The sequence below is a fragment of the Streptomyces sp. NBC_00028 genome (assembly GCF_045041065.1).
Lineage (GTDB): Bacteria > Actinomycetota > Actinomycetes > Streptomycetales > Streptomycetaceae > Streptomyces.
In genome coordinates, this window is the sequence record NZ_CP108293.1 from 2,673,148 (window position 1) to 2,697,524 (window position 24,377).

Here is a 24,377-nt window from a genome sequence, read left to right on the forward strand (position 1 = left end):
CCCGGACCGCGCAGTAACATGCCAACTGCGCACCCGAAACGCACTGGCGTGCGGTGCCGCAAGCAGGAGGCACCATGCGACCCCGACCCCCCGTCCGAGGCCGAGGCATCTTCAGTGGCACCGGGCTCATCATCACCGGCCTGGCGGCGACCCTGGCTGCCCTGGTCTTCCCGGTCTGGTCGTACGCCGACCGGTCCGGGACCGGGGTCGACGTACTGAACGCCCAGACCGTGTCGACGCGGTACGGGCCGCTGTCCGCGCTCGACCGGGAGTTCGTCACCAAGGTCCGCCTCGCCGGGCTGTGGGAACTGCCGGCCGGGCAGCAGGCCCTGCAGAAGGGCACCACGCAGGCCGTCCGCACGGCGGGGCAGCATCTGGTCGAGGGGCACACGTTCCTGGACGAGCGGGTGCGCGACGTGGCCTCGCAGCTCGGCCTCGCGCTCCCCAACGAGCCGAGCGACCAGCAGAAGCAGTGGCTGGCCACCCTGAGCTCGGCCCAGGGGACGGAGTACGACCGGCAGTTCGCCAACATCCTGCGCCTCGCGCACGGCCGGGTCTTCTCGGTCGTCGCCCAGGTGCGGGCCACCACCCGCAACTCCCTGGTGCGCGCCCTCGCCGACGACGCGAACACCACCGTCCTCGACCACATCAAGGTCCTGGAGGCCACCGGGTACGTCGACTGGGACGCCCTGGCCCAGGACATGGCCGCCGGTAGTACTCCCCCGATCACCAACACCCCCGGCCCACCCGGTCCGACGACCGATCCGAGCCCGGCCGTCCCGGTCACACCGCCGGCCTCCCCGACGTACTCACTGCCTCCGCCGGCCAGCAGCCCGCCGCCGAACGAGGACTGAGCAAGGCAGAGCGAGAACTGAGCGAGCCAAACGGAACATCACGGCCCGGCATCGCTCCGTCCGGATCGTGAACAAGGCATGGCGCCCTCGCGACCGATTCGCATAGAACAGCGTCATGTTCTGGGTCCTTCTCCTCCTGCTGGCCTGGGCCGCCGCCGGTACCGCGTGTACCCGGCTGTGCCTGGCCGCCGTACGTGCTGCGGCCGTGGACACGGAAGAAGTGGCCGCGGGCCGTGGGCACGATCTGACGCTGTACGAGGCGGCGTTCCTGTCCGGCGGCCCCCGCCGGGTCGCCGACCTCACCATGGTCTCGATGGCGCGCCAGCGCCGACTGCTCCTCGCGCACACCGGCTGGGCGACGGTCGTCGACCCGCGCGGCCGGGACGAGATCGAGCGCTCCGTCATCGGGGCCATAGGTCCGCAGGGCCAGTCCCGCATCACCCCGGCGCGGGACGCCGCGGCCGGCGCGGCCCCGGTGCGCGGCCTCGCCGACCGGCTCGTCCGCGCGGGTCTCGCCGTGCCGGACGGGGCCCGTACGACGGTGGCGGCGGCGGTCCGTCAGGTGCAGCTCGCCTCACTCGTCGTCCTCGCGCTGGGTGCGACCGCGCTGCTCACGCCCGCCCCCTCGGAGATGCCGCGCCAGCTGATCGCCCTCTGGTTCGCGCTGCCCCTCGCCCTCACGCTGAGCTGCCTGGCCATCGCCCGGGTCGAGGTCCACCCGTACTCGCGCTGGGCCTCCCCCGCCGGCCAGCGCCTGCTCGGCGCCCTGGCCCGCCGCACCGGGGGCGGCGACGACCGCACCTACCTGACCACCGTCGCCGTACGGGGGATCCGCGCGGTCGGTGAACCGGATCTGCGCGCGGCCTTCGCCGACCGTGAGCAGCACTGGCGCGACGGGCACACCAGGGGCGCATAGGGGGCATTGGCGCCGACACCGGCCGGACGGTGCTTGCCTTCACCAACAACCGAACGAAACATCCCTTTTGTTGCTGCCGTGCACCGAAGGGATACGCGATGAGAGCCCCCGCCCTCTACTCGGCCGCCGGGACCTTGATCCTGACCACACTCGCGGCCGCCCCGGCCGGCAGCACCTCGCCCGGAGTTCCGGGCGGACTGCCGGGCGCGGTCGAGCTGCGGGGCACCGCGACGGCCGCCGCGCGGGCCCAGGCCGCCGGGATCGCTTTCGGCAAGTGCCCGGACGCTGAGGACCTGCCGGCCGCGATGCGGTGCGGCACGGTCACCGTCCCGCTCGACTACGCCCACCCCGACGGCAAACAGATCAAACTCACCGTCAGCCGGGTCCTGGCCACCCACAAGGACCCCCACAACAGCAAGCACAGGGTCCCCGGCCAGGGCTCCCTGGTCTACAACCCGGGCGGTCCCGGCGCCTCCGGCATGTACTTCCCGCTCATCGGCTACCTGCCCGAGTGGAAGCCGCTCGCGGCGGCGTACGACCTCGTCGGCTACGCCCCGCGCGGCGTCGGCCGCTCCGCCCCGCTGTCCTGCGAGGACCCCAAGCACTTCGTCAAGGCGCCCTCACCGGCGCCGGTGCACCCCTCGGAGTCGTACAAGCAGGAGCGCATCGCCGAGGCGAAGGCGTACGCGCGCGGCTGTGCCAAGCGGGCGGGCAGCGCGCTGCGGCACTACACCTCGCTCAACAACGCCCGTGACCTCGACGTCCTGCGCGCCGCGCTCGGCGAGGACCGTCTGACGTTCATGGGGGCGTCGTACGGCACCTACTTCGGGGCGCTGTACGCGACGCTGTTTCCCTCGCATGTGCGGCGGATGGTGTTCGACGCGGCGGTGAACCCGGACCCGGAGCAGGTCTGGTACCGCAACAACCTCGACCAGTCGGCCGCGTTCGAGGAGCGTTGGGCGGACTTCCGCGAGTGGGTCGCCAAGCACGACAAGGTGTACGGGCTCGGCGACACGGCCGAGAAGGTGCAGCACAGTTACGACAAGGCGGCGGCCCAGCTGGCGGCGGAGCCGGCCGGCGGGAAGGTCGGGCCCGGGCAGTTGCAGGGGGCGTTCCTGTCGGCCGGGTACTACGACGACTACTGGCCGCATCGCGCGGAGGCGCTGTCGTCGTATCTGAAGGGCGACCCGAAGCAGCTGATCGCGCAGGCGGGGCCGCATCCGGAGGCGGCGAAGGAGGCCGAGAACTCCAACGCGGTGTACACGGCTGTCGAGTGCAACGACGCTGCGTGGCCCACCCGGTGGGCGGTGTGGGACCGGGACAACACGCGGCTGGCGCGGGTGGCGCCGTTCGAGACGTGGGACAACGTGTGGATGAACCTGCCGTGCGCCTACTGGCAGGCGCCGCGCCAGGAGCCGCTGGATGTGCGCACGGGGCCCGGTGAGTTGCCGGCGACGTTGATCCTGGCCGCCGAGCGGGACGCGGCCGCGCCCTATGACGGGGCCATCGCGCTGCATCGGCGGCTGTCGGGGTCGGTGCTGGTGACCGAGCGGGACGCGGGGACGCACGGGATCGCGGGCGGACCGAACCAGTGCGTCAACGGGCACCTGAACGCGTACCTCTTGGAGGGCCGGCTCCCGGTGCGGCGCGCGGCCTGCGCACCGCACCCGGAGCCCAGGCCCCGGGGTTGATCAGGCCAGACCGGCGACCAGATCCCCGATGTCCTTGCGGCGGCCCGTGTAGAACGGGACCTCTTCGCGGACGTGCATACGGGCCTCCGACGCGCGCAGGTGGCGCATGAGGTCGACGATGCGGTACAGCTCGTCGGCCTCGAAGGCCAGCAGCCACTCGTAGTCGCCGAGGGAGAAGGAGGCGACCGTGTTGGCGCGGACGTCCGGGTAGCCGCGGGCCATCTTGCCGTGGTCGGCGAGCATACGGCGGCGGTCCTCGTCGGGCAGGAGGTACCAGTCGTAGGACCGCACGAAGGGGTAGACGCTCACGTAGTTGCGCGGCGTCTCGTCGGCGAGGAACGCCGGGATGTGCGAGCGGTTGAACTCGGCGGGGCGGTGCAGCGCCATGTTCGACCAGACCGGCTCCAGCGCGCGGCCCAGCCTGGTGCGGCGGAAGAGGTTGTACGCCTCCTGGAGCTGGTCGGCGGTCTCGGCGTGCCACCAGATCATGAGGTCGGCGTCGGCGCGCAGTCCCGACACGTCGTAGGTGCCGCGGATCGTGACGTCCTTGGCGGCGAGCTGGTCGAACAGCTCCTGGACCTCGTCGGCGTAGCCCGCGCGGTCCTCGGGGAGGACGTCCTTCAGTTTGAAGACGGACCAGAGCGTGTATCGGATGACCTCGTTGAGGTCCTTGGCCAGCTTGCCCTTGTTCGGGATCCGGCCGGCCTCGGGGGTGGTGGCATCGTTGGTCATGGTCCTTATTCTCCTGCTCCTCCGTGCAGACTCTGCACCGGGTGGGCGGTGAGCTCCTGCACACCGCGCTCGTCTCCGTGGATCCGGTCGACCGCCGCGTAGGCGCTCGCGACACAGGCCGGGATGCCCACTCCGTCGTACTGCGCTCCGCAGACGGCGAGGCCCGGGAGCTTCGCGAGGTGCTCGCGGACGCGGGCCACGCGCGCGTGATGGCCGACGGGGTACTGGGGCAGGCCGTCGGTCCAGCGGGTGACGCGGGTGTCGAGGGGGCTCGCGTCGAGGCCGGTGGCCTCGCGAAGGTCGTGGCGCGAGATGTCGACGAGGTCCGCGTCGTCGCGGTCCAGGATCGCCGTTTCGCCGTAGCGGCCGACCGAGGTGCGCAGGACCACGACGTCCGGGTTCTCGTCGGCGATCCAGCCCCACTTCTGGGAGGCGAACGTGGCCGCCTTGATCGTGCGGCCGTCGACGGGCGGGACGAGGAAGCCGCTGCCGGCCGGGAGGTCGGTGTCCGCGCGGCGGTAGGCGAGGGTGACCAGGGCCATGGAGGCGTACTCGACGGCGGCGAGTTCGGCGGCGGCCTCGGGGGCTTCCGCGCGCAGCAGGCGGGAGGCGGCGGGGGCGGGTACGGCGACGACCACGGATTCGGCGTGCAGGACGCGGTCCCCGGCCGTGATCCGCCAGCCCTCGGCGCCCTCGCGGCGCAGTTCGGTCACGGGCGCGCCGGTGACGATCTCGCCGCCCCGCGCGCGAACCGCGTCGGCGACGGCGAGCGGGAGGCTGCCGACGCCGCCCGCGAGGCCCATGAAGACCGGGCCGGTCTGCTGGTTGGCCGCCGCCTTGGCCTGGATCTCACGGACCGCCTCCGTCAGGGAGGTGTGGGTCTTCGCGGCCTGGTAGAGCTGCGGGACCGCGGAGCGCATCGAGAGGCGGTAGGCGTCGCCCGCGTAGACGCCGCCGAGCAGGGGCTCGATCAGGCGGTCGACGACCTCGCGGCCGAGCCGTGCGGCGACGTACTCGCCGACCGCCACGTCGTCGCCGACCTCGGTGCGCGGCAGGTCGGCGTCGCGCTCGATGCGGGCCAGGCCCTCGTCGGACAGGACGCCGGAGAGGGCGGACGCGGTGCCGGGGACGCCCATGACATGGCCCTTGGGCATCGGGCGCAGGGCGCCGCGGGTCCAGATCGAGGCGGTGGCGGTGGCGGGGGGCTGGAGGCGGTCGGTCAGGCCCACCTCGCGGGCCAGGGCGACGGCCTCAGGTCTGCGCGCCAGCATCGACTCCGCGCCGAGGTCCACGCGCGCGCCGGCGATCTCGCCGGGCAGCAGCTTGCCGCCGACGCGGCCGGACGCCTCCAGCACGGTCACCCGCGCCCCGCGCGCCAGCAGCCGGTGGGCCGCGGCCAGTCCCGCGATCCCGGCCCCGATGACGACGACGTGCCCCGTCGTACCTGATCCGCTCATGGCTCCACCTTCTCAGACGCCACCGACAGTGACGCCAGGGACCTTTGTCCCTTCCGAGTCCCGACCGTGACCCCTTCGGTACCGCCCCGCCCCAACGTTGCGGAGCGCCCGCGCGTCGAAGGAGCGTCAGTCGTCACAACCCGGGGGCACGCCCATGCGCACACGACGTTCGGTACGACCCGTCCAGGCCCTGGCGGGCCTCCTGCTGGCCACGGCACTGGCCCTGACCGGCTGTTCCGGCTCCGACTCCTCCGACGGCGGCTCCGGCAGCGACAGCGCCGCGCTGTCGGACGCCAAGGAGGCCGCCCCGGGCGGCGCCGCCGACAGCGGGGGCGGCAAGCAGGCGAGCACCGCCCCCACGCTCCCCACCAGCCACATCATCCGCACCGCCGAACTGACCGTGCAGGTCAAGGACGTACCGAAGGCGCTGGACGCGGCCCGCACCACCACCGAGAACGCGGGCGGGTATGTCGGCAAGGAGTCGACCTCCCGCGACGAGAAGGGCGCGGAGCAGACGCGGGTGACGCTGCGGGTGCCCGTCGACAGGTACGAGGAGGTGCTGGCCGAGCTGGAGGGCTCGGGCAAGCTCATCGACCGCACCGCCAAGGCGCAGGACGTCACCGACCAGGTCGTCGACGTGGAGAGCCGCATCAAGTCGCAGCGCGCGAGCGTGGCCCGCATCCGCGAGCTGATGGACCAGGCCACCAAGCTGAGCGACGTGGTGACCCTAGAGGGCGAACTGAGCAGCCGTCAGGCCGACCTGGAGGCGCTGCTCGCCCGGCAGGCCTCTCTGAAGGACCGCACGAGCCTGGCCACCATCACCCTGTCCCTGACCGAGAAGCCGGTCGCGAAGGCCACCGAGGACGACGACCCGGGGATCGTGGACGCGCTGGCGGGCGGCTGGGGCGCGTTCGTGACGATGCTGCGCTGGATCGTGGTGGCGCTGGCGGCGGTCCTGCCGTTCGCCGCGGTCCTGGCCCTGCTGGTGCTGGCGTGGCTGCGCCTGCTCCGCCCCCGGCGCTCGCGCCGCCCGGTCCCGGAGCACCTCCCGGTGGCCGCCGAGGAGCGGGGCGGTGGGCAGCACTGAAATGCCCGCCCCACGTAGCGTGTTCGCATGAACATGAGCGCTGCGAGGGAACGACTGGTCGTGATCGGCGGCGACGCCGCGGGGATGTCCGCGGCGTCGCAGGCCCGCCGGCTGAAGGGGCCCGACGAACTGGAGATCGTGGCGTTCGAGCGGGGCCGCTTCACCTCCTACTCGGCCTGCGGCATCCCGTACTGGGTGGGCGGCGACGTCGGGGAGCGGGACGAGCTGATCGCCCGCACGCCCGAGGAGCACCGGGCCCGTGACATCGACCTGCGCATGCGCACGGAGGCCACGGAGATCGACGTCGAGCGGCGGCGGGTCCGCGCGCGTGACCTCGATTCCGGGGCCGAGTCCTGGACGTCGTACGACAAACTCGTGATCGCGACCGGCGCCCGCCCGGTCCGCCCGGACCTGCCGGGCGTCGACGCGCCGGGTGTCCACGGGGTGCAGACCCTCGGCGACGGGCAGGCGCTGATCGACACGCTGGCACGCACGCGTGGGCGGCGGGCGGTGGTGGTCGGCGCGGGGTACATCGGCGTCGAGATGGCCGAGGCGCTCATCCACCGCGGCTACGAGGTGACGGTCGTCAATCGCGGCAGCGAGCCCATGTCGACGCTCGACCCGGACATGGGGCGCCTGGTGCACGAGGCGATGGAGGGTCTGGGCATCACCATGGTGAACGACGCCGCGGTCACCAAGATCCTGACCGGTGAGGACGGGCGGGTGCGGGCGGTGGCCACGGAGGACGCCGAGTACCCGGCGGACGTCGTGGTGCTGGGCATCGGGGTGCGCCCGGAGACGGAGCTGGCCAGGGCGGCGGGGCTGCCTGTGGGCCGGCATGGCGGGCTGCTGACCGATCTCGGCATGCGGGTGCGCGGCCACGAGGACATCTGGGCGGGCGGCGACTGTGTGGAGGTCCTGGACCTCGTCTCCGGCCAGGAACGCCACATCGCGCTCGGTACCCACGCCAACAAGCACGGCCAGGTCATCGGCGCCAATGTCGGCGGCGGTTACGCGACCTTCCCGGGTGTGGTCGGTACGGCGGTCAGCAAGGTCTGCGACCTGGAGATCGCGCGGACGGGACTGCGCGAGAAGGACGCGCACCGGGTGGGCCTGCGGTTCGTGTCCGTCACCATCGAGTCGACGTCCCGCGCGGGCTACTACCCCGGCGCCTCCCCCATGACGGTCAAGATGCTCGCCGAGCGCCGCACGGGACGGCTGCTCGGCGTGCAGATCGTCGGCAGGGAGGGCGCCGGGAAGCGCGTGGACATCGCGGCGGTGGCGCTGACGGCCGGGATGACGGTGGAGCAGATGACGGCCCTGGACCTGGGCTACGCACCGCCGTTCAGCCCGGTGTGGGACCCGGTCCTGGTCGCGGCCAGGAAGGCGGCGAAGGCGGTGACGGCCTAGGTCGTGTCCGCAAAGTCCCGTCGTCCGCCCGGAGGGCGGGCCGGGCGGCGTCAGGTGCGTGCTCTCGGCGTGCCGGGCACGAACCCGCGTACTGGTTGTACGTGGGTTTGTGCCCGGTGCGGCGAGAGGGCGTGCATGGCGGCTCCCGGCAGGCGGGACTTTGCGGACACGACCTAGGGCCTGTCCGGCGCATCATGCCGCAGACGCGGGGTCTGGCACGCCGGCCTGCGGCGTTGTCGTCGGTTGACGACTCCCCCACTCTCGGCTTCGCTCGAGCGGGAGGGGCCCCCATCGCGTCGCCGCCCTCCTCCGCCTTGCATTCCGACGCTCCCCCACGCTCGAACAACCTCGCGCGGGGGCACCCCCATCGCCCCCGCTCACCTGCGTCGATGAGGCCCCGCTGTTTTCCTGCGACCTGATCCGCCGGACAGGCCCTAGGCGGTCGTCCCGTTGATCCGTTCTATGGCCTGCCGCGCCTGCTCGGCCGGGGGGCGGGGCAGCGACGACACGGACGCGCTCGGGGGGACGGCGGCCGGCATGGCGGCGGGCTGCTCGCCCGCGGGCTTGGCGTGGGCGGCGGAGGCCCGGGACGACCGCAGCCGGTGGCTCACCGCCTCGTCCAGCGTCACCGGCCGCTGCATCTGGGAGGCCAGCCGCCCCGCCTCCTGGCCCAGTCGGGCGACGTCCTCCCAGGGCAGTCGCAGCACGACGGCGAGCTCGGCCTCACCGTCGGGCAGCGCGTGGATCGGAGGAGTAACTCGGTCGTTCATCGCCTGTTCCTCACGTCGGTTGAGAACACATACGCACGCGCGCGTGCGGGTGTTCACCGATTCACGCCCCGTATTGCGGGCACATTTCCCTTGTGGTCATCCCCGTCCATGACGTGAACCCGGTGCGCCGCACCCCTGTGGTGACGTATGCGCTCATCGCCGCGAACGTGCTGGTCTTCCTGTACACGCCCGGCCTCGCCGGCTCCGTGGCGAGCGACAGCGGCCTGTCCCAGCTGTGTCATCTACAAGCGTTCCTGGACCACTACGCGGCCGTGCCGCAGGAGCTGATCCACCATCAGCTGCCGCGGCTGGTCCCCACCGGTGAGGTGGGGCCGGGCGGCCAGGGCTGTGTGGTCGGCCCGCCGACCTACGACAAGTCCCCCGCACTGTCCGTGTTCTCCGCGATGTTCCTGCACGGCGGCTGGCTGCATCTGCTGGGCAACATGCTGTTCCTGCTGATCTTCGGCAACAACGTCGAGGACCGCATGGGCCATGTGCGCTTCGCGCTGTTCTACGTCGTCTGCGGCTACGCGGCGTCGTACGGCTTCGCGCTTCTCAACGACGACTCCGGCGACCCGCTGATCGGCGCGTCCGGGGCCATCGCGGGGGTGCTGGGCGCCTATCTGGTGCTGTATCCGAAGGCCAGGGTGTGGGTCCTGGTGCCGTTCCTGGTCTTCCTGCCACTCAGACTGCCGGCCTGGCTGGTTCTGGGGTTCTGGTTCGTGCTCCAGGCGTTCTACTCGTCCGGCGAGGGCGTCTCCGACGCGGGCACGGTGGCGTACGCGGCGCACGTCGTGGGCTTCCTCGCCGGCATGCTGCTGGCCTGGCCGCTCAAGGCGGGCACGACCCCGCCGCCGGAACCGCGCGGCCTGCTGTTCGGCAGGAAGGCGCGGCCCCGGCACACCTGGTAGGTCAGCGGGCGGTCCGCGTGTGGACGTACTCCACGAGCCGGGTCAGCGCGTCCGGGTCGGTGGAGGGCATGACGCCGTGGCCGAGGTTGAACACGTGGCCCTCCAGGTCCTTCGCCGCCTCAAGGACCTCGCGGGTCTTGGCCTCGACGGCCTCGGTGCCGGCGAACAGGACGGTCGGGTCGAGGTTGCCCTGGAGCGCCTTGCCGGGGCCGACGCGGCGGGCGGCCTCGTCGAGCGACACCCGGTAGTCGACGCCGACGACATCCGCGCCGGCCTCGCCCATGAGGCCCAGCAGCTCGCCGGTGCCGACGCCGAAGTGGATGCGCGGGACTCCGTACCCGGCGACGGCGTCGAGCACCTTCGCGGAGGCGGCCATCACCGAGCGGCGGTAGTCGACGGGGGCGAGCGCGCCGGCCCAGGAGTCGAAGAGCTGGACGGCGGAGGCACCGGCCTCGATCTGCACCTTCAGGAACGCGGCCGTGATGTCGGCGAGCCGGTCCAGCAGGTCGGCCCAGAGCTCCGGGTCGCCGTACATCATCGCCTTGGCGTTCTCGTACGTGCGCGAGGGACCGCCCTCGACGAGGTAGCTCGCGAGGGTGAAAGGCGCGCCGGCGAAACCGATGAGCGGGGTGGCGCCGAGCTCGGCGGTCAGCAGGCCGATGGCCTCGGTGACGTAGGAGACGTCCTCGGGGGTGAGGTCGCGCAGCTGGGCCAGGTCCGCGCGGGTGCGGATCGGCTTCTCGACGACCGGGCCGACGCCGGGCTTGATGTCGAGGTCGATACCGATGGCCTTGAGCGGGACCACGATGTCGCTGAAGTAGATCGCCGCGTCCACGTCGTGCCGGCGCACCGGCTGGAGGGTGATCTCGGTGACCAGCTCGGGCCGCATGCACGACTCGAGCATCGGGACGCCCTCGCGGACCTTGCGGTACTCCGGCAGTGAGCGCCCGGCCTGCCGCATGAACCACACCGGGGTGTGCGGCACGGGCTCGCGCCGGCAGGCCTTGAGGAAGGCGGATTCGTACGTGGCGGACGGCGGCGTCTGATTAGCACTCACGTCGGCAAGTCTCGCACGGCGTCCCGGGTGCCGAGTGCCCGGCGTCGGTACCGGGTCGCCGGTGACCTGGCGCCCGTTGTCCGGGTGTCTAGGGCGGCACCGGGCCCCGCTTCCCTTTAATCTTCCCGCATGGCTGCGGCTCAAGGACGACTGTCGGACGGCACTGGCGGAATGGACGACGCGAAGGAGGGGGACCGGGATACGAGCAGCGACGCTCCGTTGCCCTTCCGGGCCGCCGTCGACGCGCTGAGGGCCGCGCGGCTCAGGCCGCAGATCGAGGTGGAGCCGACCCGCGCCCCGCAGCGGCTGGCGCCGTTCGCGTACGCGCTGGAGGCGACGGTCGTCGACGGCGACCAGGACCTGGCCGACGGCCGGCTGGTGCTGCTGCACGACCCGGACGGGCACGACGCCTGGCGGGGGGCGTTCCGGCTGGTCACGCTGGTGCGCGCGGAGCTGGAGCCGGAGATGGCGGCCGACCCGCTGCTGCCCGACGTCTGCTGGTCGTGGCTGACCGGGGCGCTCCAGGCCCGTGGTCTGGCGTGCGGGGAGCCGAGCGGCACGGTCACCCGGGCCAGCTCCCACTACTTCGGCGGTCTCGCAGAGCGCCCTTCGGCCTCGCAGATCGAGATCCGCGCCTCCTGGACGCCTCGCGAGGGTCTGGGCGGGGTGCCGGACACGGCGGCTCATCTGGCGGCCTGGTGCGATCTGCTGGCGCAGGTCGCGGGGCTGCCGCCGGCCGGGCCGGGCGATGCGTCGGTGGTGACGCTGCCGCAGCGGCGCGGTCCTCAGTCACGCTGACGTCCTCCCCCGGTGTCACCTTTTCGGGCGCAGGAATTTTGTCGTCACTTTGTCGATACGGCCACTTTCAGTCGAGAGTGATCCGTCGAACGGACTGAATCGTTCACCGAACGATCGACCACACGTCCGAATTGCACCAATTGTTACTCACTAGATCGTGATCATTTCCTAAAGGACTCGTGGTTCGGTGCCGAAGACGACTGTGACCTTCCAAGTCGTCCCCGCACCCCAGGAGGCCTGGTGTCCGTTCTCCTCGAGCAGCCCGCAAGCCTGGTCGCCTACCGCCCGAACAAGCCCACCGCGATGGTGGTCGTGGCCGACCCGCGCGTCCGCTCCACCGTCACCCGCCACCTGTGGGCGCTCGGTGTGCGCGATGTCATCGAGGCCTCGTCCGTCGCGGAGGCTCGTCCCCGCATCGGCAACCCCCGCGACATCTGCGTCGCCGACGTCCACCTGCCCGACGGCTCCGGCCTGACGCTTCTGTCGGAGACCCGCGCGGCAGGCTGGCCCAACGGCCTCGCTCTTTCCGCCGCCGATGACATCGGCGCCGTTCGCAACGCCCTCGCGGGCGGAGTGAAGGGCTACGTGGTCACCGGCACCCGCACCAACATCGGGCTCCCCACCCGACCCGGCGCCGCCCCCATCGGCTCCCGCGCCGCCGGAATGCACCGCCGCCCCCCGGGTGCCCCGAGCCACCCGGGCGGCTACCGCGAACTGTCCGGCCGTGAGGTCGAGGTACTGCGACTGGTGGCGGAGGGCCAGTCGAACAAGGCCATCGGCGTCTCGATGGGCCTGTCCGCACTGACCGTCAAGAGCCACCTCGCCCGTATCGCCCGCAAGCTCGGCACGGGCGACCGTGCCGGAATGGTGGCGGTGGCCCTGCGCACCGGCATCATCCACTGAGGTCCCGCCGAGGGTTCCCCGCCCTCATCGTTCACGGACGTGAACCAGACCTTTCGCGGTACTGACTGGTTTACGACCCTCAGGCGCCCGTCGACGGAACGTTCCGTCGGCGGGCGCTGTCCATACACGGATACCCTTGACAGGTGACCGACGCCCAAGACACCGCAGCAGACAGCTCACTGCGAACCACCGGAGGCGCCCCTCCGGACGACGGCGGATCTTCTGTTACGGGGGCGCCGAACCCTGAACCGGGACCCGAAGCCGGTCCCGAACCCGGCCCTGAGCCGATTCCGCTCCTGGAACCGCGCGAGGGCATCCCGCCCGTCGTCGCGGACGAGACCGCGCTCGCCGAGGTCATCGCCGCGTTCGCCGCCGGGACCGGCCCCGTCGCCGTCGACGCCGAGCGCGCCTCCGGCTACCGCTACGGACAGCGCGCCTACCTCGTCCAGCTGCGCCGTGAAGGCGCCGGGAGCGCGCTGATCGACCCTGTGGCCTGCCCCGACCTGTCGGGACTCGGCGAGGCCCTCTCCGGCGTCGAGTGGGTGCTGCACGCCGCCACCCAGGACCTTCCCTGCCTCCGCGAGATAGGTATGGTGCCGACCTCGCTGTTCGACACCGAGCTGGCCGGGCGCCTCGCCGGGTTCCCCCGCGTCGGGCTCGGCGCGATGGTCGAGGGCGTCCTGGGCTTCGTACTGGAGAAGGGCCACTCCGCCGTCGACTGGTCGACCCGGCCGCTGCCCGAGCCGTGGCTGCGCTACGCCGCGCTGGACGTGGAACTCCTGGTCGATCTGCGGGACGCCCTGGAGAAGGAGCTGGACCGGCAGGGGAAGCTGGAGTGGGCGCGCCAGGAGTTCGACGCGATCGCGGCGGCGCCGCCCGCCGAGCCGCGCAAGGATCCCTGGCGGCGGACGTCCGGGATGCACAAGGTGCGCCGACGCCGGCAGCTGGCCGTCGTACGGGAGCTGTGGCAGACGCGGGACCGGATCGCCCAGCGGCGGGACGTGTCCCCGGGCAAGGTGCTGTCGGACGCGGCGATCGTGGAGGCCGCGCTGTCCCTGCCGACCGGTGTGCAGGTGCTGGCCGGGCTGAACGGGTTCGGGCAGCGGATGGGGCGACGGCAGCTGGAGCAGTGGCAGGCGGCCGTGGACCGGGCCAAGGCGCTGCCCGAGGCGCAGTTGCCTGCGCCTGGGCAGCCGGTGACGGGGCCGCCGCCGCCGCGGGCGTGGGCCGACAAGGATCCTGCGGCCGCTGCTCGGTTGTCTGCGGCTCGGGCCGGGGTTTCCGCCTTGGCCGAGCGGCTCAACATGCCTCAGGAGAACCTGATCACTCCGGATACCGTTCGGCGGGTTTGTTGGGAGCCGCCGAAGGTGGTCGATGCGGGGTCGGTCGGGGACGCGCTGGCTGGGCATGGGGCTCGGGCTTGGCAGGTTGAGCTTGTGGCGCCGGTTCTGGTGAGTGCGTTGTCCGCCTAGACGCCGTAGGCGTTCGGTCGCGGGGCGGCTGCGGGTCCGTTGTGGTTGATCGCGCAGTTCCCCGCGCCCCTAAAAGCCTTTACCTGGTCGCGCCCTTCGTAAAGCCGTTGTAGATGTAGCGCTGTAGCGCCAGGAAGACGATCAGGGTGGGCAGGATGACGACGATCGCTCCTGCCGAGATCGTTTCCCAATGGGCGCCGAAGGGGCCCTTGAAGCGGAACAGGGACGTCGAGATCACGCCAAGATCCTGGGACGGCATGTAGAGGAACGGGATGTAGAAGTCGTTGTAGACGGTGATCCCCTTCACGATCACGACCGTGGCGATGGCCGGTTTCAGGAGGGGGAAGATGATCTTTCGGTAGATCGTGAAGGCGTTGGCGCCGTCCAGGCGGGCCGACTCGTCCAGGGAGACCGGGATCGAGCGCACGAACTGCAGGAAGATGTAGATCGAGACGATGTCGGTGCCCATGTAGAGGGTGATGGGCGCCCAGAGCGTGTCGAACATGCCGAAGCCGTTGACGATCTGGAAGGTCGCGACCTGGGTCGTGACGCCGGGGACCAGGGCCGCCAGCAGGAACAGGGCCACGACCAGTTTCTTGAAGCGGAATGTGAAGCGGTCGATCGCGTACGCCGTCATCGAACCGATCAGGACCGTGCCGGCGATGGCGAACACCAGGATGAAGGCCGTGTGGCCGAAGGCCGAGAGCATCCGGCCGTCCTGGAACGCGGTCACGTAGTTGTGGAAGTTCAACGGGTCGTCGGGGAGGGTCAGGGCCCCGCTGCCGCCCGTCATCTCCTCGTCCGTCTTCAGGGACGTCAGGAAGACCACGCCCAGCGGGAGCAGGACGACGAGCGTCGCGAGGACGAGCGACGCGTAGACGAACGTGCGGGCCACGGCTCGGCGGGTCATACCAGGTCCACCTTGTCGTCGGGGACGAGCCTGCGCTGGAGCCAGGTCACCAGCAGGATGATCAGCAGCAGGACCAGGGCGGCGGCCGAGGCCAGGCCCGTCTTGTTGAACTGGAAGGCCAGCTTCACCGTCTGGATCACAAAGGTCTCCGTGCCGGTCGCGCCGCCCGTCATGATGTACGGGATCTCGAAGGCGGACAGCGAGCCCGAGACCGAGAGGATGACGGTCAGGGTCAGGACCGGCTTGATGCCCGGCGCGATGATGTGGCGGAACTGGTGCCAGCGGTTGGCGCCGTCCAGTTCCGCCGCCTCGTACAACTCCCCCGGGATCGACTGGATCGCGCCGAGGAACAGGACGAAGTTCAGGCCCAGATAGCGCCAGACGGAGACCGCGGCCAGCGAGGAGTTGGCGGAGAACGGCGTGCCCAGCCAGGCGTGGTCGGAGTGGTAGCCGAACAGGGCGAGGACCGAGTCGAGGGTGCCGCCGTCCTGGAAGAAGTAGAGGAAGACGAAGCCGATCGCCACCCCGTTGACCAGGTACGGGAAGAAGAGCACGCCCTTGAAGAAGTTCCGGAAGCGGACGTTGAAGCTCAGGACCGTCGCGAAGTACAGCGCCGCGACGATCTGGATCGCCGAGGCGACCAGGTAGTAGCCGCTGACGAAGAAGACCTCGAACAGCTCGGAGCGGGTGAACAGTTCGGTGTAGTTCTCCAGCCCCGTGTAGTGCAGCTCGGGGCTCACACCGTCCCAGTCGGTGAAGCTGTACGCGACCATGTTGACGATCGGCGCGTAGGTGAAGGTGATCAGGAGGGCGAGGGGGACGACCAGGAAGATCCAGGGCGTCAGCCGGCGCCACACGCGGGCCCGGCGGGGGGCCGGAGCCGGTACCGGGGTGTCCCGTACCGGCTCCTTCGTGACGGACACCCGTGCGGTGGTGTCCGTCATCAGGACCCCAGGTTCTTCTGGGTCTCGGTCCACTTCTGGCCCAGGCTCTTCAGATAGTCGCCGAGCGTGCCCTTCTTCGCGCCACGGGCCAGGTCGACCAACTCCTGCCGGTAGTCAGGGGTGTTGATGCCGACCTCGGACTCGGTGTCGATCGCCTTGACCTCGGCGCCCTTGCTGTCGTCCAGCTCGATGAGCTTGACGCCCTGCTCCTCGTACGGCTTCAGGACGGTCGGCATGGGCGCGTCCTTGAGCGGCGAGATGGCCAGGTTGTCGTCGGCGTAGCCGGACTTGTCGGTGAACCAGTCGAGCCAGGCGCGGGCGGCTTCCTTGTGCTTCGAGTGGACGTTGATGCCCTGGTTGTAGTCCGGGCCCACGGTGGCGCAGAACGTGCCGTCGGTCTGGGCCGGGAAGGGCATGAAGCCGATGTCGTCCGGGTTCACGCCGGCCTTCTTCGCGGCGTCCTGGAACTGGATGATCGCCCAGGTGCCGAGCCACTGCGTGGCGATCTGGCCCTTGGCCAACTGGCCCTTGGACGCTTCCCAGTTGGAGGTGGTCGGGTCCTTCTCGGCGAGACCCTCGTGGACGATGTCGTACAGGAGCGTGTCGCCGACGCGCAGGTCGGCGCCCTCGGCCCAGGGGTTGCCCTCGGCGATCCTGGTGGTGGCCTGGGGGTCGCAGTGGACCGTGCCGTTGACGAAGGTCCAGGAGGTCAGGGTCCAGCCGGCGGCGAAGTTGGTGTAGTACGGGGTCGCGTCGGTCTTGGCCTTGATGGCCTTGAGGGCGGTCACGAACTCGTCCGGGGTGGTGGGCCAGTCGGTGACGCCGGCCTCCTGCCAGATCCGCTTGTTGTAGAGGAAGCCCGGCATCACGCCGTCGGCGGTCTGGCCGTAGACCTTGCCGTCCACCGCGGTGTAGTCGGTGAACCGGTACTTCTTGCTGCGCTCCGCGACCGTGCCCAGCGAGGCGAAGAACTTGGGGTAGTCGCTCTTCTTGATCACCCCGGGGATCATCAGGACGTCGCCGTAGTTCTCCGTGTTCATACGGATCTTGACCTCGGCCTCGTAGTTCGTGAGGGCCTCGAACTTGACCTTGACCTTCGGGTAGATCTTGTTGAACTCGGCGGCGTACTTGTCCATCGTGCCGTCCTGCACCAGGTCGGTGCGCACGGTGAGGACCTTGATGGTGCCGGTGACCTTGGCCGGGTCGTCGGGCGCCTTGGCGTCGGCGCCTTTCGAGGTGCCTCCGGTACCGGTGCAGCCGGCGGCCAGGACGGCGGATCCCACGGCCAGGGCCAGGATGTGACGGCGGTTCATGTGCATCAGCTCCGTTCTCGGGACGTTCACGGGACGGACGAGCACTTGCGGGTTGGCTGGTTCGGTACTCTGACAACGTTTTCTTAACCGGTAAAGTCCGTATCTCGCCAACGATGCCAAAAAGTGTTCCCAGTACTGGACTTGATCGGTTTAGGGAGTGCGTACATGCTTCAGGCCACACCGCTCACCGACGGATGGATCCTGCGAACCTTCGACGGCACGGCGGACGCCCTCCCCGCCTCCGTGCCGGGCTGCGTCCACACCGACCTGCTGGCGGCCGGGGTGATCCCGGACCCCTTTCTCGGGCGGAACGAGACCGCGGTGGCGTGGGTGGGGCGGCGGGACTGGACTTACGAGACCGATCTGCGCGCCGGATCGGGGCACGAGCAGACCGACCTGGTCTTCGAGGGGCTCGACACGGTCGCCGAAGTCGTCCTGGACGGGCGGCTGTTGGGGCGCACCAGGAACATGCACCGTTCTTACCGCTTCGACGTGACCGGCCTGTCGGGGCGGCTGTCGGTGCGGTTCGGGTCGGCGTACGCCGAGGCCGAGGCGGTGCGCGGCGCGCTCGGTGAGCGGCCGGCCGCCTATGCCGAACCCTTCCAGTACGTGCGCAAGATGGCCTGCTCGTTCGGCTGGGACTGGGGGCCGACCCTGGTGACGGCCGGGATGTGGCGGCCGGTGCGCGTCGAGCAGTGGTCGACGGCCCGGATCTCCCGGGTGCGACCGCTGGTGACGGTCGAAGAGGGCGTGGGAGTCGTCGAGTTGGCGGTCGAGGTCGAGCGGACCCGGGTCGAGGCTCCGCTGGCCGTCGAGGCGACGGTCGCCGGGCAGCGGGTGCGCGCCTCGCTCGACGGCGCACAGGGGGTCGTACGGCTCGAAGTGCTCGACCCGCTGCTGTGGTGGCCGCGCGGGTACGGCGAACAGCCGCTGTATGACGTCGAGTTGACGCTGCTGCACGGGGACTCGCCGTTGGACGTGTGGCGGCGGCGCATCGGGTTCCGCAGCATCGAGCTGGACCGGTCCGCGGACGAGCACGGCACCGGGTTCACGTTCGTCGTGAACGGGGAGCGGCTCTTCGCGCGGGGCGTCAACTGGATCCCGGACGACGTCTTCCCGTCCCGGATCACCCGCTCGCGCTACCGGGAACGGCTCACTCAGGCCGCCGACGCGGGCGTGGACCTCGTGCGGATCTGGGGCGGTGGTATCTACGAGAGCGCCGACTTCTACGACGTCTGCGACGAGTTGGGGCTGCTGGTCTGGCAGGACTTCCCGTTCGCGTGCGCCGCCTATCCGGAGGAGCAGCCGCTGCGGGGCGAGGTGGAGGCCGAGGCGCGGGAGAACGTCGTACGGCTGATGCCGCATCCTTCGCTCGTGCTGTGGAACGGCAACAACGAGAACCTGTGGGGGTTCAGGGACTGGCAGTGGGAGGAGCGACTGGCCGGGGAGTCGTGGGGCGAGGGGTACTACCTGGGCGTACTGCCGCGCGTGGTGGCCGAGTTGGATCCCACGCGGCCCTATACGGCGGGCAGTCCGTGGTCCGGTTCGTGGGATTACCATCCGAACGATCCGGCGCACGGGACGCATCACTCCTGGGAGGTGTGGAACCGGGAGGACTACGCGGAGTACCGGCGTGAAGTACCCCGGTTCATGGCCGAGTTCGGCTGGCAGGCGCCGCCCGCCCACGCGACGCTGCGGCGGGCGCTGCCGGGGGAGGAACTCGCGGCGGACTCCCCAGGGATGCTGCACCACCAGAAGGCGGAGGACGGGAACGGGAAGCTGCGGCGGGGCCTTGAGCGCCATTTCACCTGGCCCGAGGGCGACTTCGACCGGTGGCACTACCTCACCCAGGTCAACCAGGCGCGGGCCGTGGCCACCGGGATCGAGCACTGGCGGTCGAACTGGCCGGTGTGTGCGGGCACGGTCGTCTGGCAGCTCAACGACTGCTGGCCGGTGACGAGTTGGGCCGCGATCGACGGGGACGGACGGGAGAAGCCGCTCTATCACGAGCTGCGGCGGCTCTACGCCGATCGGCTGCTGACGGTTCAGGGCCGGGAGCTGGCCGTCGTCAACCAGGCGGCGGAGGCTTGGGCCGGGGCGGTGCGGTTGCGGCGGATGACCGTCGAGGGGGCGGTGATCGGCGAGGCGGAGGTGGAGTTCACCGCCGGGGCGCGGGCGGTGGCGCGGGTCGGCGTGCCGCAGGAGCTGGTGCCCGGCGGGCCCAAGGAGTTCCTCGTCGCGGACGCCGAGGGGTCGCGGGCGTTCCACTTCCCCGCGGCTGATCGGGACATCCCCTATCCGCGGCCCGAGTTCGACGTCTCGGTCGCGCCGGACGGCTCGGTGACGGTCGTGGCGCGTAGCCTCGTACGGGATCTGCTGCTGCAAGCCGACCGGCTCGACCCGGAGGCGCGGGCCGACCGGGGGCTCGTGACCCTGCTGCCCGGCGAACGGGTGACCATCGGGGTCAGTGGCTGGAAGACTCCCGACGCGGACGCCGCCCGCTCCGCCCTGTACTGCATGGAGCCCTCTCGATGACAGCCCAGCCGGCCTCCCGCGTCACCATCAAGGACGTCGCCGCGCGCGCCGGGGTGTCCAAGGGTGCCGTGTCGCTCGCCTTCAACCACAAACCGGGGTTGTCGGAGACGACCCGGGACCGTATCTTCCGGGCCGCGCGGGAGCTGGGCTGGGCGCCGAACCTCACCGCGCGCACGCTCGCCGGGTCGCGGGTGGACGTGGTGGGCCTCGCCATCTGCCGGCCGGCCCGGCTGCTGGGGCTGGAGCCCTTCTACATGGAGTTCATCTCCGGCGTGGAGAGCGTGCTGACCGAGCACTCGTGCTCGCTGCTGCTGCGGCTCGTGCGCAACGTCGAGGAGGAGGTGGGCCTCCAGGAGACGTGGTGGCGGGGGCGGCAGATCGGCGGCGCGATCCTCGTCGACTTCCGGCCCGACGACCCCCGGGTGGCGGCTGCCGAACGGCTCGGGATGCCCGTGGTCGCCGTAGGACATCCCTCGCTCACGGGGGGACTGACGTCCGTGTGGACCGATGACGCGACGGCTGTCACCGAGGCGGTGCGGTATCTGGCGGCGCTGGGGCATCGGCGGATCGCTCGGGTGGGCGGGGCGGCGGCGCTGGGGCACACGGCGGCGCGGGGCACTGCGTTTGCTGAGGCGGCGAGGGTGTTGGGGCTGGCCGGGGCGTGGCAGGTGACGACCGACTACTCGGGGGAGGCGGGGGCGCGGGCGACTCGGTCTCTGCTGACGGCAGCGCCGGCTGATCGGCCTACGGCGATCGTGTACGACAACGACATCATGGCGGTGGCGGGGCTTTCGGTGGCGGCGGAGATGGGGTTGTCGGTGCCGGGGGATGTTTCGTTGCTGGCTTGGGATGACTCGCAGTTGTGCCGGCTGACGCATCCGACGTTGTCCGCGATGAGTCATGACGTGCATGGGTTTGGGGTGGATGCGGCTCGGACGCTGTTTGGGGTGATCATGGGGGATGGAGTGGAGTCGCATCCTGTGCCTACTCCGGTGCTGACTCCTCGGGGGTCCACCGCGCCGCCGTCCCGGTGAGCGCCGTATGTGGCTGCGGGTGCGCTGTGGCTGGTCGCGCAGTTCCCCGCGCCCCTAACGGCCCTCGTCGCCGCCCCCTCCATCAATGTGACCTTCGCCGCTCCCGGCTCCAGGACTGGGCAGCTACGTTACCCATAAGTAGCATGGGGCTGAGCGCGCGCTCAGTGGTTGTGCTTGGGCCGTGCAGCAGTGCCATCCCGCATCTGGAGGAGAGCCATCGTGCCTCGTACCGTCAGGGACGTCGTCTTCGTCGACGGCGTCCGCACCCCGTTCGGCAAGGCGGGCCCGAAGGGCATCTACCACGAGACCCGCGCCGACGACCTGGTCGTGAAGGCGATCCGGGAGCTGCTGCGCCGCAACCCGGGTCTGGACCCGAAGAAGATCGACGAGGTCGCCATCGCCGCGACCACGCAGATCGGTGACCAGGGTCTGACCATCGGCCGTACCGCGGGCATCCTCGCCGGTCTGCCGCAGTCCGTTCCCGGCTACTCCGTCGACCGCATGTGCGCCGGCGCGCTGACCGCCGTCACCTCGGTCGCCGGTTCGGTCGCCTTCGGGGCGTACGACATCGCCATCGCCGGCGGTGTCGAGCACATGGGCCGCCACCCCATGGGTGAGGGCGTGGACCCGAACCCGCGGTTCGTGAGCGAGAAGCTCGTCGACGAGTCGGCGCTGTTCATGGGCATGACCGCCGAGAACCTGCACGACCGCTACCCGACGATCACCAAGCAGCGCGCCGACGAGTACGCCGTGCGCTCGCAGGAGAAGGCCGCCAAGGCGTACGCCAACGGCAAGATCCAGGCCGACCTGGTGCCGATCTCGGTGCGCCGCACCAACCCGGAGGCCGGTGAGACCGGCTGGGGTCTGGTCACCGCCGACGAGCCGATGCGCCCGGGCACGACCCTCGAGAACCTGACCGGTCTGAAGACGCCGTTCCGCGTCCACGGCCGGGTCACCGCCGGTAACGCGGCCGGTCTGAACGACGGCGCCACCGCCTCCCTCATCGCCTCCGAGGACTTCGCCCGCGAGAACAACCTCCCGGTGAAGATGCGTCTGGTCTCCTACTCCTTCGCGGGTGTGGAGCCGGAGGTCATGGGCTACGGCCCGATCCCGGCCACCGAGAAGGCGCTCGCCCAGGCGGGGCTGTCGATCTCCGACATCGGTCTCTTCGAGGTCAACGAGGCCTTCGCCGTCCAGGTCCTGGCCTTCCTGGAGCACTACGGCATCGCCGACGACGACGCGCGCGTCAACCAGTACGGCGGCGCCATCGCCTTCGGTCACCCGCTGGCCTCCTCGGGCGTGCGTCTGATGACGCAGCTCGCCCGTCAGTTCGAGGAGCAGCCGGAGGTCCGCTACGGCCTGACCACCATGTGCGTCGGCTTCGGCATGGGCGCGACGGTCATCTGGGAGAACCCGCACCACAAGGACGCCGGAGGCGACAAGTGAGCACCACCGCTGAGCTTCTGAAGGGCGCGGCCGAGCTGTTCCCCGACGAGGTCGTGACGTCCGCGCACGTACGCCACCTCGACCTGCCGTTCGGTGCCGGGCGCTTCGCGCTCATCACCCTCGACAACGGCTTCGACCACACCAAGCCGACCACCTTCGGCCCGCAGTCGCTGGCGAACCTCGACGCGGCCATCGACCAGGTCGAGGCGGAGGCCGCGGCCGGCGACATCGTCGGCGTCGGCATCACCGGCAAGCCGTTCATCTTCGCGGTCGGCGCCGACCTCAAGGGTGTCGAGCTCCTCAAGGAGCACAAGGACGCGCTGGCCATCGGCAAGGGCGGCCACGAGGTCTTCAAGCGCCTCGCCGGCATCGCGGTCCCGACCTTCGCGTACTACAACGGTGCCGCCATGGGCGGCGGCGTCGAGGTGGGTCTGCACTGCGAGTACCGGACCGTCTCGAAGGCGCTCCCGGCGTTCTCGCTGCCCGAGGTCTTCCTGGGCCTGGTCCCGGGCTGGGGCGGCTGCACGATCCTGCCGAACCTGATCGGTGCCGACAAGGCCGTCTCGGTGATCATCGAGAACAGCCTGAACCAGAACAAGCAGCTCAAGGGCCAGCAGGTCTTCGACCTGGGCATCGCCGACGCTCTCTTCGAGGGCGCGGACTTCCTGGAGCAGTCGCTGATCTGGACGGCGAACGTCCTCAAGGGCGACGTCAAGGTCGAGCGTCCGGTCATCGACCGCGGTGAGGCCTGGGACCAGGCCGTCGCGCGCGGCCGGTTCATCGCCGACTCCAAGGTGCACGGCGCGGCCCCAGCCGCCTACCGCGCCCTGGACATCATCGCCGCCGCCAAGAACGGCGACCTCCAGCAGGGCTACGACGCCGAGGACATCGCCCTCGCCGACCTGATCATGGGTGGCGAACTGCGCTCCGGCATCTACGCCTTCAACCTGGTGCAGAAGCGCGGCAAGCGTCCCGCCGGTGCGCCGGACAAGTCGCTGGCGCGTCCGGTCACCAAGGTGGGCGTCGTGGGCGCCGGCCTCATGGCCTCGCAGCTCGCGCTGCTCTTCCTGCGCCGCCTCGAGGTCCCGGTCGTCCTGACGGACATCGACCAGGAGCGCGTCGACAAGGGTGTGGGCTACGTCCACGCCGAGATCGAGAAGCTGCTCGGCAAGGGCCGTATCAACCAGGACAAGGCCAACCGCCTCAAGGCCCTGGTCACCGGTGTGCTGGACAAGGCCGAGGGCTTCTCCGACGCCGACTTCATCATCGAGGCCGTGTTCGAGGAGATCGGCGTCAAGCAGACGGTGTTCGCGGAGGTCGAGGCGGTCGCCCCGGCGCACGCGATCCTCGCCACGAACACCTCCTCGCTGTCGGTGACCGAGATGGCGTCGAAGCTCAAGAACCCCGAGCGGGTCGTGGGCTTCCACTTCTTCAACCCGGTCGCGATCCTGCCGCTCCTGGAGATCGTGCGCGGCGAGCAGACCGACGACGCCTCGCTGGCGACCGCCTTCGCGGTGGCCAAGAAGCTGAAGAAGACCGCGGTGCTGGTGAAGGACGCTCCGGCGTTCGTCGTGAACCGCATCCTCACCCGCTTCATGGGCGAGATCCAGAACGTCATCGACGAGGGCACGCCGGTCGAGGTCGCGGAGAAGGCGGTCGAGCCGCTGGGTCTGCCGATGTCGCCGCTGGTGCTGCTTGAGCTGGTCGGTCCCGCGATCGGTCTGCATGTCTCGGAGACCCTCAACCGGGCCTTCCCGGACCGCTTCACGGTCTCCCCGAACCTCGCCGCCGTCGTCAAGGCCGGCAAGCGCGGCTTCTACGTCTACGACTCCGGCAAGCCGGAGCTGGACCCGGAGGTCGCCGCGCTCCTCAAGCAGGGCGACTCCGTCCTCACCGAGGAGCAGGTCCGCGACCGTGTCCTCGACGCGGTGGCGCAGGAGATCGGGCTCATGCTCGACGAGGGTGTCGTCGCCGAGGCGCAGGACATCGACCTCTGCCTGATCACGGGCGCGGGCTGGCCCTTCCACCTGGGCGGCATCACGCCGTACCTGGACCGCGAGGGTGTCTCCGAGCGCGTGAACGGCAAGAAGTTCCTGGCGCCGGGCGTGGCGAGCGTCCCGGCGTAACGCTCAGCTGT

The 24,377-nt window shown here is 70.7% G+C and carries 20 protein-coding genes; 13 read left to right on the forward strand and 7 right to left on the reverse strand.

What is annotated here, in order from left to right; all coding sequences use genetic code 11:
* The first annotated feature begins 74 nt into the window (after window positions 1-74).
* The 3 genes from OG885_RS11780 to OG885_RS11790 all read left to right on the forward strand — a co-directional run bounded on the left by OG885_RS11780 (window position 75) and on the right by OG885_RS11790 (window position 3,461).
* Window positions 75-854, forward strand: coding sequence for a DUF4142 domain-containing protein (locus tag OG885_RS11780; RefSeq protein ID WP_405730137.1), 780 nt, complete (start codon window positions 75-77; stop codon window positions 852-854).
* 115 nt (window positions 855-969) lie between these two features.
* Complete coding sequence (locus OG885_RS11785) at window positions 970-1,770, forward strand: TIGR04222 domain-containing membrane protein (protein WP_405730139.1); 801 nt, start codon at window positions 970-972, stop codon at window positions 1,768-1,770.
* Between the two features lie 98 nt (window positions 1,771-1,868).
* On the forward strand, window positions 1,869-3,461 hold the full coding sequence (locus OG885_RS11790; RefSeq protein WP_405730141.1) for an alpha/beta hydrolase: 1,593 nt from the start codon (window positions 1,869-1,871) through the stop codon (window positions 3,459-3,461).
* Here OG885_RS11790 and hemQ read toward each other — a convergent pair whose 3' ends face one another.
* Complete coding sequence (hemQ, locus tag OG885_RS11795) at window positions 3,462-4,193, reverse strand: hydrogen peroxide-dependent heme synthase (RefSeq protein ID WP_399950692.1); 732 nt, start codon at window positions 4,191-4,193, stop codon at window positions 3,462-3,464.
* Window positions 4,194-4,198: 5 nt separating this feature from the next.
* Window positions 4,199-5,650, reverse strand: a complete 1,452-nt coding sequence (hemG, locus tag OG885_RS11800; protein ID WP_405730144.1) for a protoporphyrinogen oxidase — start codon at window positions 5,648-5,650, stop codon at window positions 4,199-4,201.
* 154 nt (window positions 5,651-5,804) lie between these two features.
* On the opposite strand from hemG, the gene OG885_RS11805 reads away from it, so the two are divergent.
* Window positions 5,805-6,737, forward strand: coding sequence for a DUF4349 domain-containing protein (locus tag OG885_RS11805; RefSeq protein WP_405730146.1), 933 nt, complete (start codon window positions 5,805-5,807; stop codon window positions 6,735-6,737).
* Between the two features lie 27 nt (window positions 6,738-6,764).
* Window positions 6,765-8,147: an FAD-dependent oxidoreductase gene (locus OG885_RS11810; RefSeq protein ID WP_405730148.1), complete on the forward strand. Its 1,383-nt coding sequence runs from the start codon at window positions 6,765-6,767 to the stop codon at window positions 8,145-8,147.
* Between the two features lie 434 nt (window positions 8,148-8,581).
* Here the strand turns inward: OG885_RS11810 and OG885_RS11815 are convergent, their stop codons facing one another.
* Window positions 8,582-8,917: a hypothetical protein gene (locus tag OG885_RS11815; RefSeq protein WP_405730150.1), complete on the reverse strand. Its 336-nt coding sequence runs from the start codon at window positions 8,915-8,917 to the stop codon at window positions 8,582-8,584.
* Window positions 8,918-9,009: 92 nt separating this feature from the next.
* Between OG885_RS11815 and OG885_RS11820 the strand changes: the two genes are divergently transcribed.
* The gene (locus tag OG885_RS11820; RefSeq protein WP_405730152.1) at window positions 9,010-9,828 is read left to right on the forward strand and encodes a rhomboid family intramembrane serine protease; all 819 of its coding nucleotides are present in this window, start codon (window positions 9,010-9,012) and stop codon (window positions 9,826-9,828) included.
* Window position 9,829: 1 nt separating this feature from the next.
* Here OG885_RS11820 and hemE read toward each other — a convergent pair whose 3' ends face one another.
* Window positions 9,830-10,885, reverse strand: coding sequence for a uroporphyrinogen decarboxylase (gene hemE, locus OG885_RS11825; RefSeq protein ID WP_405730154.1), 1,056 nt, complete (start codon window positions 10,883-10,885; stop codon window positions 9,830-9,832).
* A gap of 171 nt (window positions 10,886-11,056) precedes the next feature.
* Here hemE and OG885_RS11830 point away from each other — a divergent pair, with 171 nt between their 5' ends.
* The 3 genes from OG885_RS11830 (at window position 11,057) to OG885_RS11840 (ending at window position 14,058) form a co-directional block, all read left to right on the forward strand.
* The gene (locus OG885_RS11830) at window positions 11,057-11,683 is read left to right on the forward strand and encodes a DUF3000 domain-containing protein (protein WP_405742700.1); all 627 of its coding nucleotides are present in this window, start codon (window positions 11,057-11,059) and stop codon (window positions 11,681-11,683) included.
* 240 nt (window positions 11,684-11,923) lie between these two features.
* Window positions 11,924-12,586 carry a LuxR C-terminal-related transcriptional regulator gene (locus OG885_RS11835; protein WP_405730156.1) on the forward strand — a complete coding sequence of 221 codons (663 nt, stop codon included), beginning with the start codon at window positions 11,924-11,926 and terminating at the stop codon, window positions 12,584-12,586.
* A 143-nt stretch (window positions 12,587-12,729) separates the two neighbouring features.
* Window positions 12,730-14,058 (forward strand): ribonuclease D, encoded by a 1,329-nt coding sequence (locus tag OG885_RS11840; protein ID WP_405730158.1) that lies wholly within the window; start codon window positions 12,730-12,732, stop codon window positions 14,056-14,058.
* Between the two features lie 79 nt (window positions 14,059-14,137).
* On the opposite strand, the gene OG885_RS11845 is transcribed toward OG885_RS11840, so the two are convergent.
* From OG885_RS11845 to OG885_RS11855, 3 genes are read right to left on the reverse strand one after another with little or no spacing between them, the layout of a single operon-like run.
* A complete protein-coding gene (locus tag OG885_RS11845) occupies window positions 14,138-14,968 on the reverse strand; it encodes a carbohydrate ABC transporter permease (protein ID WP_405730160.1) in 831 nt (276 codons plus the stop codon).
* Entirely contained in the window at window positions 14,965-15,912 is a 948-nt protein-coding gene (locus tag OG885_RS11850) for a carbohydrate ABC transporter permease (RefSeq protein ID WP_405730162.1), read from the reverse strand. Before OG885_RS11850 ends, OG885_RS11845 begins: the two co-directional genes overlap by 4 nt.
* Window positions 15,912-17,225, reverse strand: a complete 1,314-nt coding sequence (locus OG885_RS11855; RefSeq protein ID WP_405730164.1) for an extracellular solute-binding protein — start codon at window positions 17,223-17,225, stop codon at window positions 15,912-15,914. Before OG885_RS11855 ends, OG885_RS11850 begins: the two co-directional genes overlap by 1 nt.
* A gap of 165 nt (window positions 17,226-17,390) precedes the next feature.
* On the opposite strand from OG885_RS11855, the gene OG885_RS11860 reads away from it, so the two are divergent.
* The 4 genes from OG885_RS11860 to OG885_RS11875 all read left to right on the forward strand — a co-directional run bounded on the left by OG885_RS11860 (window position 17,391) and on the right by OG885_RS11875 (window position 24,366).
* Window positions 17,391-19,760 (forward strand): glycoside hydrolase family 2 protein, encoded by a 2,370-nt coding sequence (locus tag OG885_RS11860; RefSeq protein ID WP_405730166.1) that lies wholly within the window; start codon window positions 17,391-17,393, stop codon window positions 19,758-19,760.
* A complete protein-coding gene (locus tag OG885_RS11865) occupies window positions 19,757-20,794 on the forward strand; it encodes a LacI family DNA-binding transcriptional regulator (RefSeq protein WP_405730168.1) in 1,038 nt (345 codons plus the stop codon). The genes OG885_RS11860 and OG885_RS11865 overlap by 4 nt, the downstream gene beginning before the upstream one ends.
* A gap of 219 nt (window positions 20,795-21,013) precedes the next feature.
* Window positions 21,014-22,240 (forward strand): thiolase family protein, encoded by a 1,227-nt coding sequence (locus tag OG885_RS11870; protein ID WP_405730170.1) that lies wholly within the window; start codon window positions 21,014-21,016, stop codon window positions 22,238-22,240.
* Window positions 22,237-24,366, forward strand: a complete 2,130-nt coding sequence (locus OG885_RS11875) for a 3-hydroxyacyl-CoA dehydrogenase NAD-binding domain-containing protein (RefSeq protein WP_399950647.1) — start codon at window positions 22,237-22,239, stop codon at window positions 24,364-24,366. Before OG885_RS11870 ends, OG885_RS11875 begins: the two co-directional genes overlap by 4 nt.
* Window positions 24,367-24,377 lie beyond the last annotated feature (11 nt).